Genomic DNA, 1,085 nt, shown 5'->3' with positions numbered 1-1,085 from the left:
AAATAGAATTATTTTACTAAAAAACAAAGGGTGGATATTTATATGGGAATCTATGAAATTCATGCAAAAATCCTTTTATTTTTACATGAAAATTACTTTAAATTGGTATCAAGCGATTTTAATCGGAATGAAAGTTTCGATAAAAAAGAATTTGAAAGTGGTATGCAATTAAATGATTATTATAAAAGTAGAATTACCTACAAAGAAAAATTTATTGGTGGCGGTTTAAAAAAGGTTAGACCATCTTTTAAGGTGTATGAGTCTACAAAGTATGGAACTTTTGGTATTGAGTACAGAAGCTACTCCGGGCTGGTAGGATTTAAAGCCAAAAAGAAAATTGAAAAAAAGATTGAAGATGGGATGTCTGCTGAGAGACTAAAGCAAGGTTGGGGAACTGGGGAATTTTGGAACGGAAGAAATGGAATGTTCGATTTTTATTTAGATACAGGAAATAGGTACGAGGTCTTGTATAATGGTGGGGATGCAACTCACTTTAATTTATTTGATGACTTGAAAAGACACGCAACATTTGAAGATTGTCTTAAAGTTTGGCATGGTGAAGATTTTTATTCTGGAGAGAAAGATAAAGAAAAGTTAGAGGCACTTATAACATTATTTTTGTTAATGTTTGAACAAGAAGTAAACTATGGCGAGTTAGATTTTCAACAATATACTAATTTTAGTATTAGTGAGGGTTTTAGACCAAGAGATATGATTATGGGATTTTTGAATATGATGTACAATGGCAAAGATGATTTTGATTCTTATCCATTCTGGACTGAAAAAGATGGAATAAAGTTCTCGACACACTTTGGATTTGATAAAGAAAGGGAGGGTTATGCTAATTTAGAAAGTCGGTACAAAAAATATTTCGAGGAATATAGAAATATTTATCCGGACGTGAAATCTTTATTTAGCAATGAGGACATAAAAAATTCCTTTATAGCTGCAGCTAATGCAGCTGGACAAAACCCTGAACTGGATAAACTTGTTATAAATAATTAACATTCTCTACTTTGGTGAATTACCAAATAAAAAAATGAATGAAAGATACTACAAGTAGATGTGGTATCTTTCATTCGACT

Annotated in this window: 1 protein-coding gene; it reads left to right on the top strand. The window is 31.1% G+C overall.

Translation table 11 applies throughout. The features are described 5' to 3' along the window. Positions 1 to 42: 42 nt before the first annotated feature. Entirely contained in the window at positions 43 to 1,005 is a 963-nt protein-coding gene (locus ABWK52_RS28015; protein WP_098541722.1) for a hypothetical protein, read from the top strand. Positions 1,006 to 1,085: the final 80 nt, after the last annotated feature.

Origin of the sequence: Bacillus sp. AP50 (assembly GCF_040492675.1) — a bacterium.
Taxonomy (GTDB): Bacteria; Bacillota; Bacilli; order Bacillales; family Bacillaceae_G; genus Bacillus_A; species Bacillus_A cereus.
This window is presented reverse-complemented; position numbering and strand designations above follow the sequence as displayed.